This is a genomic window from Corallococcus terminator, assembly GCF_003611635.1.
GTDB lineage: Bacteria > Myxococcota > Myxococcia > Myxococcales > Myxococcaceae > Corallococcus > Corallococcus terminator.
Genome location: NZ_RAVZ01000086.1, coordinates 20033 through 30155, shown reverse-complemented (window position 1 = coordinate 30155; position 10123 = coordinate 20033). Strand labels below are relative to the sequence as shown.

Annotated in this window: 4 protein-coding genes and 1 tRNA gene; 1 reads left to right on the top strand and 4 read right to left on the bottom strand. The window is 66.3% G+C overall.

Annotated features, from left to right (window positions below; genetic code table 11):
• Positions 1–561: 561 nt before the first annotated feature.
• From D7V88_RS14790 to D7V88_RS44385, 3 genes are all read right to left on the bottom strand, one after another.
• Positions 562–1653 carry an IS5 family transposase gene (locus tag D7V88_RS14790; protein WP_120541287.1) on the bottom strand — a complete coding sequence of 364 codons (1092 nt, stop codon included), beginning with the start codon at positions 1651–1653 and terminating at the stop codon, positions 562–564.
• Positions 1653–2387, bottom strand: a complete 735-nt coding sequence (locus D7V88_RS42600) for a hypothetical protein (RefSeq protein WP_147448743.1) — start codon at positions 2385–2387, stop codon at positions 1653–1655. Before D7V88_RS42600 ends, D7V88_RS14790 begins: the two co-directional genes overlap by 1 nt.
• 193 nt (positions 2388–2580) lie before the next feature.
• A complete protein-coding gene (locus tag D7V88_RS44385) occupies positions 2581–3807 on the bottom strand; it encodes a site-specific integrase (RefSeq protein WP_244238154.1) in 1227 nt (408 codons plus the stop codon).
• Positions 3808–3913: 106 nt separating this feature from the next.
• Between D7V88_RS44385 and D7V88_RS14775 the strand changes: the two genes are divergently transcribed.
• Positions 3914–3987, top strand: a tRNA-Ile gene (locus D7V88_RS14775).
• 71 nt (positions 3988–4058) lie between these two features.
• Here the strand turns inward: D7V88_RS14775 and D7V88_RS14770 are convergent.
• Complete coding sequence (locus D7V88_RS14770; RefSeq protein WP_120541286.1) at positions 4059–10079, bottom strand: AMP-binding protein; 6021 nt, start codon at positions 10077–10079, stop codon at positions 4059–4061.
• Between the last annotated feature and the right edge of the window lie 44 nt (positions 10080–10123).

Here is a 10123-nt window from a genome sequence, read left to right as displayed (position 1 = left end):
ACACCCGCGACTGGACACCCACGGGCCCCGTGCGGCTCAACCCTTCCCCGAACCTCACCCCTCTCGTTCCAACAATGACCGCAGCTGCTTGACCTGTTTCACGCGACAACTACGTTGACACTCACCGTACCCGGCCTCTGTTCTTCGTCAACTCCCTCCAGCGGGCACTGGAATTCCGCCCCCTGCCCACAGACGTTCCCTCAAGCGGGGCCGAAGCTAGAGGAGGAGGGCCGGGTCTTTGCCGCGACGATGGAGGAACCGAAGAAGGAGCGCATGCCACGCTTGGACTGGGCGGCTGCGCCGGACGTTTGCGCTCGGCGTCTTCGCGTGCGTGCGGAGTCGAGGTAAGCCCAAGTGAGGGCCCGGAGGTTCAAAAGTTCACGCACCAGCCGGTCCTCAAACGCCCACCATCGTGAATCACGGCGCCCCTTCACATGGGCGAAGAGATTGTGGACCTCTAGCAGGCTGTTGAAGAAACCCGGTTTGCTGGCACGAGGCCGGGCTTCTCGTTGACTTCAATCTCAACCTTGTCTTCGGGGGGAGGCAGTGGGCGCAGAGCGCCTATGCGGCGGCCAGCCGCGCCATCCGCACCAGGTTGTATGCGGCGCCCACCAGATACGCCGCCAACTTCGTCCGCTCCCTGCCTTTGAAGCGCGTCTTGCGGAAGCCGCCCACCGTCTTCATCCAGCCCCATATCTCTTCGATTCGCTTCCGTGCCCGCTGGCTGAGGGCGTAGCCGGCGGGCCTCGTTGTTCGCCGGTCGATGGCCGAGCGGCGCCGAGTGTCCGTCGTCTGGGCGATGTGAGGCGTGATTCCCATGCGCCGACAGTCGGCGACGAAGTCCGCCGTGTCGTAGCCCTTGTCGGCGCCCACGGAGGAGCGCTCGTTCCGGGACTTCAGCCCATCGAGCATCATCACCGCCGAGTCGCGCTCGGCGAAGCCGTCCGCCGGCATCACAGCGAGGTCCACGAGCAGCCCGTTGCGGTTCTCCATGACGCCATTGAGGCTATAGGCCAGCCGCGCCTCCTTGCCGGCGCCCTTGCGCGCAAGCTTCGCCTCCGGGTCCGTCTTCGAGGCGTGCGTCGTGTTGCCGCGCTTCTGCCCGTGAAAGTTCACCGTCGGGTTACCCTTGTCGTCGGGCGGCTCCTGCTTGTCGTCCTTCTCGTCCTTCGGGCGGAACGACTTCAGCGACGCCCAGGCTTCAATCAGGCTGCCATCCACGCTGAAGTGCTCGTTGCTGGTGAGCCCCGCGCTTTGCGCCTGGCTCATGACCGCCATGAAGAATCTCCGGGCGACGTCGTGCTCCAGCAGCCGGTCCCGGTTCTGCGAGAAGGTGCTGTGGTCGAAGGAGGCGTCCTCCATTCCCATGTCGAGGAACCACCGGTAGAGCAGGTTGTAGTCGAGCTGCTCGCAGAAGAGCCGCTCGCTTCTCACCGAGTAGAACGCCATGAGGAGGCAGGACTTGAGCAACTGTTCCGGTGGGATGCTCGGCCGACCGGTACCGCTGTACATCGCGTCGAACGTTGCCGAGAGCGCCGCCAGCGCGGCGTCCGCCATGTCCTTCACCCTGCGCAGCGGATGGTCCGCCGGGACTCGGTCCCCCGGCGTCCTCAAGCTGAACAGCGTCGTCTGCTGCTTGGGCCGTCCGCGCATCACGTCCTCCGATGCGCGGAGGACATCACGCGACGGTGCGGGGGTGTCGATCCCTCGGAGGGGTTTCTCAACAGCCTGCTAGGCCAAGCGCTCCACTCACCCTCAAAACGGAGGCTAGGAAAAACAGGTGTGAACGCATGAAGCTGGAAGAAGCTGGCGAAGTTCGGGTCGAGCCACTCATGCTGGAGAGCCATGCGTCTGCCACTCCATACAAGTTCTGCACCATGCCCTCTGCCCCCCTCAAGCGCGGTGAACACTTCACGCTCCCATTCTTTGATGTCGTGCCTCGGGCCTGGGTAGCGACCGCCTTCGAGGTACAGCTTACCAATAAGCCCGACGAGCGCGACACGCGGAACCGTTGGAGACAGCAGCCGTTTCTCAGTCCTGGTTGGGTAAAGATCGTTGAACACCGACTGGACCTGAGTACCCCAGTTCTTGTTATTGTAGACTAGCTTAAATTCTATCAACGCATGGCAGGTGTCAGACCCCGTCTTCCAGTCTGAGATGTACACATCCGACTTTCCGCGCTCGTTTTCGACGGAGAAACGATCAACTGGCAGAACTCCTGGACTCGATTCAAGAGCAAGGCGTGCTTCAAAGGCAAGCCAAGCCTCGAATGCGGCACCGCTAGCCAAAATCGACAGCGCATCGCGCTCTTGTTCTTGCCGATGCAGATGTTGGTCCAACGCAGCGCAGATGCCTTGAACGAATTCTCTTTCATCAGGCTTCAGCATTGTGTCGCTCCTATCGAGAATACTGCATGGCGCGCCTCAGAACTCGACCTCGGTGCAAGGCGGCTTCCTCCAGTGTTGCCGGAGCAAGATTGGATCCGGCTTGGCAGCGCTTCTGCATGCCTCGTCCCGCCCAGCCCCACCGGAGCGCCCGCAGAAGGCCGCTCCGGCGAAGCCCCGGGCCCAGAGCGCGAAGTCAGTGGCTGCTGCCATCGCGAAGCTGCCGGTCAAGTAGCAGCACAGGATCCTCCGGATGGTCCAGCTTGAGGGGGAGCTGGATCATCGGAGGCACCTTCACGCCCTCGTAGAACTTCTTCGTCGTCACCGCGGACTGGTGCCCGATGGTGGCCGCGATGCGCGAGAGCGGCACGCCACCATCCACCGGCTTCACCTCCACCCCGCACTCCGCGGCCCAGATGACGAAGCTGTGGCGCAGCTCCCCCATGCGCAGCGGCGCTAGGCCGATGGACTTCGCCGCGCGCTTCACCACCTGACGGATCCACCAGTCCGCCGGGGCCGAGCCCCGGGCCTGGAGGCGCAAGGCGGCGCCCAGGGCCTGCGCATCCACGGACTGCACGTGGACCCGGCCCGACTTGTGGACGAACGTGATGGTGCCCGCGATGGCGCCCTGCCCTTGCAGCACCTTCACCTTGCCCTCTCCGCGGGCCAGGCGGTCAATCTCGGTGCCGTGCATGCCGCACTTGGCGTGGAGCATCAGCACGTCCCGCACCGGCTGCACGTCCGTCACGCGGCCCGTCCCCTTCCAGCCGTACTTCTTGGACTCCCACCCCTGGATGGCGGCGTAGAGGCGCTCCACGTCCCGCATGGAGTAGCCCTTGTCGCGCATGGCCTTCTCCGGGCGGGCCGGCGGCACCTTCAGCGCAAGCGTGGGGTCCTCGGCCGTGGTGAGCACCGCCTCCTCCTCGCGCAGCCAGGAGAAGAACGACTTGATGGCCGCGATGCGGTGCCGCTTGGCGACGATCTCCTTCTTCTCGGCGTCGTACCAGCCGTTCAGAACCAGCTTGAGGTCCTGGAGCCGGAGGGTCCGCAGGTCCTTCTCGAAGAGCGCCTCCGCCCACTGCGCCAGGTAGTTCCGGACGTTCTTCCGGTGGCGCTCCGTACGGCCCTGGCGCTTGAGGTGTTCGAGGAACCGCCCCACCCGCTCGGGGTCCATGAAGACCGGCGAGGCGGCGGCCTCCCCCTTGGCGGCCGGCCCTGCCACCTGGGCCTGGGCCCGCGCGATGTAGGCGTCCGGGTCCCTCTTGAACAGCGCCAGCTCGCCCAACGCTTCGTTCTCGTTGCCCGCCGCCAACCGTGTGGTATAGAGCCGCCCGTGGACCTGCTTTTCGAGGACCCACACGGTGATGCCCTGCTTGTTCACGTAGGTTCGGCCGCCCGCCCACTTACCTGTCCACGTCGGCATTCCCGTCCTCCAGCCCGTACGAAGTCCGTACAAGTTGCATAGCCGCTGGAGGGGCAGTATTGAGGGAGTCGAAGTTCCGCAGTAAAAGCCGTAGGTTACAACTTACGGCCAGGTAGCTCACCTGGTTAGAGCGGCGGTCTCATAATCCGCAGGTAGTCGGTTCAAGTCCGACCCTGGCCATCAAGCCCCCGGAGTCACTTTCCCAAGTGATTCCGGGGTTTTTCTTTATGGGGCCCCTCCCAGGCGCGCCCCTACCCCTGGGCAGCCACCGGGGCCATCATCCCGCTGAAGTGCGCCTCGATGTGCCCCGCGAAGCGGTCCGCGGCCTCTGGGGCAAGCTGGGAGCACGTCTGCAGGTGCAGGCACCCGTCGAGGACGTAGCTGTAGACGGCCAGCGCCGGGATGTCCTGGAGCACCTTCACGCCCCTCAGCTTGAACCGCCCCAGCCCTGAGTCGAGCACCCCCAGGTTGACGATGAAGGCCCGCCCTGGCGCGGTGAACTGCTCCCACATCCCAGGCACCCAGAGCAGCTTCGCGACCGCTCCGAAGCCGCCCGCCAGCTTGCTGAAGTGCTCCGCATCCATCCCCGCATAGGTCCGCTGGTCGATGTAGGCCTGATTCTCGCGGTGGAAGTGGCGCGACAGGTCCCAGAAGCCGGTCGCGGGGCCGACATCCACCAGGAACTTCGGATAGGTGGCGTAGTACCCCAGCGTCTCCGTCGGCAGGTTCAGGAGCGGCCGTGCGTCGAACGAGCCCACGAGAATCATGCGGTGGGGCCTGGGCGCCGGGCAGAACAGCTCCCGCGCGACCAGACAGAGCGCCGCGGACAGGGCGCCGGTCAACGAGCTCTGCTGCCGCACCACGGCGCCCAGCATGTTGCGTGTCGCCTCCCGGCCCATCACCACCGAACGGGAAGCCCCCGCCACCGAGATCTCCGAGTCCCGCTTCTTCTGGACCCCGAACGGCGCCTTGAACTTGTTCGCCCGGAAGATCTCCAGGCCGGAGAGGACTTCCTGTCCCGTCTTGGCGATGCCCGGATCCGGGTGCTGGACCGTTGGACCCAGCCCCATCCCCGGCAGCCGGGAGAACAGCTCCTCCCGAGCCACCGGGAGCGGCTGTGGCTTCACGTCCACGGGCGTCCCGGCGATCAACTGCTCGTGGAGTTCGAACAGCTCCCGGACCAGCCGCAGGAAGGCGTGAACCTCCAGGTAGCAATGCCAGAAGATGGGGATGACCTGGTGGGCTTCGGGTGAACCCTTCGCGCGAATGAACAGGATCTTCTTCTGTCCCGAATCCCGCAGATGACGCGCCACCAACTGCTCCAGGGGCTCCGTCCCGGACTCCTCGACGAAGACGAGCTCCAGGTGGCGGCCCGGCTTGTACTCCAGGAAGAAGTCGCCCTTCTTCTTCTCGACGATGGAGGCCAGCAGATAGGGATGGCGCTTCTCCAACAGCGCCGCGGCTTCGCGCATCACCGCCGGGTCGACAGGGCCTTCCATGTCCACCACGGGGTTGATGTGCAACAGGCCCCGCCGGTTGGCTTGATAGACCAGCGATTCGAAACCACCGAGCCGCCGCTCCACCGTCGCGCTCCATGAAGACAGGAGCGCTTCGTTCAGGAGCGGTGGCGCCTCGTGGGGAGCCGGTACGGCCGTCTGGGATTCGACCGGTGCCTGGGCGATTGCGCGGGCGATCATCTCGATGGTGTTGTTCTGGACCAGGAAGTTCGGGTCCAGCTTGAGCTGGAATTCCTTTTCAAGTTCCCGGAGCAGCGTGAGGAACAGGATGGAATCCAATCCCAGGCTCCAGAGGGTCGCCGTGGTGGCCACCGGCCCCTCGTCCGACACGCGGATGCCTTCGACGATCTTCAGGACGCGCTCGACGACCCCGGTCCGGGGACGGACCCGAACCACCGGCGCCTTCGCTCCGGTCGCGGTCGCGTCACCCGTCCGTGCCTCCCGGCGCTTGAGGCGGAGCTTGTCCACCTTGAAGGTCCCGGTCATGGGCATCTCATCGATGAATTCCACCTCTGAGGGAACCTTGTAGCCAGCCAATTGCCCCCGGCAGAACGCGATGACTTCACGTGCTGTCAGTGAATGTCCCGCGCGGAGGCGGATGACCGCCTTGACCACCTCTCCGGCCGTCGGGTTCTCGATGCCGTAGACCGCCACCTGCTGGACCCCCGGGTGCGACCCCAGGGCCCGCTCGACCTCGCCCGGGTACACGTTCTCCCCGTAGGAGATGATCATGTCCTTCTTGCGGCCCGCGATCGTCAGGTACCCGTCCGGCCGGATCGTCGCCAGATCTCCCGTCTTGAACCAGCCGTCCTGGAAGGCCTCGCGGGTCGCGGTGTCGTCATTGAAGTAACCGCTGAAGACCGTGAGCCCGCGGATCCACACCTCACCCATCGTCTGGTTGTCGCGCGCGACGTCCGCCCCGTGCTCATCGACAATCCGCACATCCATGAGCTTGAACGGCCGACCCGACGTGGCGATCCGCTCGAACTGTTCGCCCTGGCTGAGCTGGCGGTGCTCGTCCGACAAGAGAGACATTGAAATCTTCCCGCAGCACTCCGTCATGCCGTACGACATGAAAATTTCGCAGCCGAAGATCTGGATCAGCCGCTCCACCGAGCCGGCATCCAGGGCGGAGCCGCCGCAGGAGAGGATGCGCAAGCGGCTGAAGTCGTGCGTCCCCAGGTCCGGGCTGTGGATGAGGAAATGCGCGGCCGCCGCGGCGAGGTTGGTGCAGGTGATGCGCTCGCTCGCGAGCAGGCTCAGGAAGTGGGTCGGATCCGGATCCGAAACCATCACATGCTGCCCACCCAGCCAGGTCAGGGCGTAGATCGCGAAGGCATCCACGACATGATACATGGGCGAGAAGTGTCCCCAGACATCCTCGCCAGTGATGTGCATCTCCTCCGCGGTGGCGATCGCGTGATGGAAGACCTGGCGATGGGTGAGGCGGACTGCCTTCGGGAAGCCTGTCGTACCGCTCGTGTAATAGAGGTGGAACGCATCGAACTCGGAGCCGGTCGCCGGGACGAAGCGAGCCGTTGACGCGGTGAGGGCGCCCTCATAATCGCGCGTCGTGCCGAACCTGTCCGTCGGCTCGGGAAGTACACGGGGCTCCTGGCCCGGGGCCACCCACAGCACGCCTCCCAGCCGCAGGTCCCCGATGGCGAGGGTTTCGGAGAGGGTCGGCGCGAAATCCGTCGAGGCGATGAGCCACTTCACGCCGGCCTGCTTGAAGATGTCCTTCAGCTCCGGCGCGGCGAGCCGGACGTTGATGTTCAACACGACGGCCCGGAGCCCCGCGGCGGCGAAGTGCGCTTCGACGACCTCCGACCGGTTGCGCAGCATCACCCCGACGACATCGCCCGGCCCCACGCCCTGCTCCCGGAGGAACTGCGCGAGCCGCGACACGCGGGCATGCACCTCGCCGTACCGGTACTGCCGGGCACCGTCGCGCAGCGCGACCCGCTCCGTGAAGCGGTCCTTCGCCCGCTCGATGACCTCCCAGAGGTCTCCAGGCGGACCTTCCACCGTGGGCAACCGGGGGACCCGCCTGGGCACGGGAACCGCCGCCGACGAGAGTGCCCCCTGGAAGAAGTAGGACTTCGTCTCGGGGTTGATCAGGCACTCGATGAGCGTGCCCTGCCCCGCCTCCCATGCGACCCGCGCGGCCTGGACGCTTCGGGCCAACGCCTCGGACGTGGATACCGATTCGAAGCGCAGTCCCGGGCGTCTGTCCTTGAAGGCCCCGAGGTCGAAATCGGAGAGCTGGGTGCAGACCTCCGGGCGGTTCGTCGCGCGCTGGATGTCTCCAATCATCCCCAGACGGCGGTCCCGCAGCACGACGGTGATGATGGGAGGGGCTTCGGGCTCTCCCAGCAGGGATTTGAGCCCGGTCATCAGGAACGCGCCGTCACCCACGAAGGACACCACGGGCACCGACGGGTGCGCCCCCGCGGCGCCGAGCGCGGCAGGGACCGAATAACCCATGCTGTTGTAGTCCGCGGGACAGAGGAACCGATCCGGCGCGGTGAGCCGCAGTGCTTCCAGTGCGTGAATCGTTCCATTGCCTGAATCCGCGCAGAAGACCGTCTCAGGAGGAAGCCCGGCCTGGACCGTGCGGACGAGCTCATAGGGGTCGATCCCCCTGCCCTCTTCTCTCCGCTCGCGAACGTCCGCGTCCACCCAGGCACGGGCCGCCTGGAGCTGTTCGAGGAGGCCTTCCACCCGGCGCGGAAGGCTCTCGCGGTAGTGCCTGTCGAGGTGCTTCAGCAAGGCCTGGAGGAAGACCCTGGCATCCGCGGTGATGCCGATCGCGGAGGCAGCCTTGTTCGGCACCGCCGGATCGATGTCCACGTGAAAGCAATACGCCGGTAAGCGGGCGCGGTAGTGAGCGCTTCCCAGTTCACTGAGCCTCGCGCCGAGGATGAGCGCCCCGTCACACGCTTCCGCGAGGGCCTTCATGGGCGGAGGGGACAAGGGACCGAAGCCGCCCCACAGCCACAGGGGATCCGTTTCAGGAAACACGCCCTTGCCGGACAGCGTCGACGCGACGACAGCTCCCGTCCGGTGCGCCAGCTCCACGAGCTCGGCGGAGCCCTCGCGCGCGCCACGGCCCACGAAGATCACGGGCTGCTTCGAGCGAAGGAACATCTGCGCCACCGCATCCAGCTCCGCATCCGTGGGAGCCCCCTGGGCGGGCGATGGCGCCGTCGGGGCACTTGTGGGCTGGGTTCCCGAGGAGGACGCCGCGAGGTTCGCGGGACAAACCAGGCAGACCGGGCCTGGAGCACCGGCACGGCTGAGCTGGGCCGCCTCCTGGATGGCACCCGCCATGTCCTCCACCGAGACCACGACCGTCGCCGACTTCGACAGGTGTTTCAGGGTGCCGAGCCAGGGCCCGGGCGTCGTGGCGGCCACGATGAGCACCACGAGGGGAACCTGATCGAGATGGGCCTCCCCCACTCCCGACAACACCGACGAGAGCGCCCATTCCTCGGGGAGGATGATGGCGGCGGGCCGCGCCGACGATCGCGAAGCTCCGTCCGCGACGAACCCCAGGTTCTGATCATGCCGCACGGTCCGGACCGACACGCCATCCGAGGAGAGCGCATCAGCCACCGCGCTCAGCCTGCCATCTCCCGCGATGAAGACGGAGCCAAGGCCGCTGCCCCGCACTCCCTGTTGGAAGGCTGCGAGCCACGACGCTTCGAGCGCCACAGGCTCGGGCGCGGCCACCGCGTCCCCTGCACGGTCGATCTCGCAGATGACCACCTCGGGGGTGCGCATCGCCTCCACGACTTCACCGACCCATTCGGCCTTTCCCGTGGACCGGATGAGTCGAACGCCGGTGAGGTTCGCCACGAGGTCGAGGCTGTCGGCCTGGGCTGCATCCCGCTCGACCAGGATGACGAGGGGCAGACGCCGTGCGGTCGCCAGGATGAGCTCTGGCGCGAACGCCACCAACGACTCGGCATCCGTGACGGCGACCGCGAGCTTGCGCGAGAACGCCGCGCCCAGCGCCAGCGGCACCGCGCCACGACGAAACGGGATCCGTTGATGGTCCCGGTCGCTGACGACATGAAGGCCGTCGCGGCCCATGGCGACCGCGCAGGACTCCAGCGCGCTGGCCAGCGCAGGAGGGAGGGCCGCGTTCCGCCACGCGGAGGGGACTTCAGCGGGCCGAAGGCTCGGCTCGCGCTCACGGAAGGTCGATACCCGCCGGAGCAGGTGCATGGGCACTTCCAGCGCACATGGACCGGGCACCCCGCCGTGCGCGGCCTTGATGAGGCGCGCCACGACTTCGTGCACGTCGTCCTCTTCGGTCAGCCGGTGGGTCGCCTTGCAGAGCGGTGCGAGGACTCCCAGGTTGTCGACATCGTGCAACTGATACGCACGGCCGTCGTCTCGCGCGCACCCCGTCGTGAGGACAAGGACGGGCGTGTGGGTGCGGAACGCGAATTCGATGCCCGGGAGCGCGTGCGTGATGCCCGGCCCGCCAATGACATTCACACAGCCGATCTGGCCGGTGCTCTGGTATTGCCCGACGGCGAGATAGGCTGCGCTCGCCTCGTTGGCGATGAGCACCGGATCCACCACGCCACGCCCGAGCATCTCGTACAGGCGCAGGTTCTGGACGCCCGGAATCCCGAAGCAGCGGGGGATCCCGGCGGCACGCAGTGCCAACCCCAGAAGCTGACTGGTGTCGTGGGTCTCGTTGAGCCTGGGCTGATCGATCAATTCACTGTGTACACGCATGCTTCGCCTCACCTCCGCCGCGCTCCCGGCCCTGCCAGAAGCGG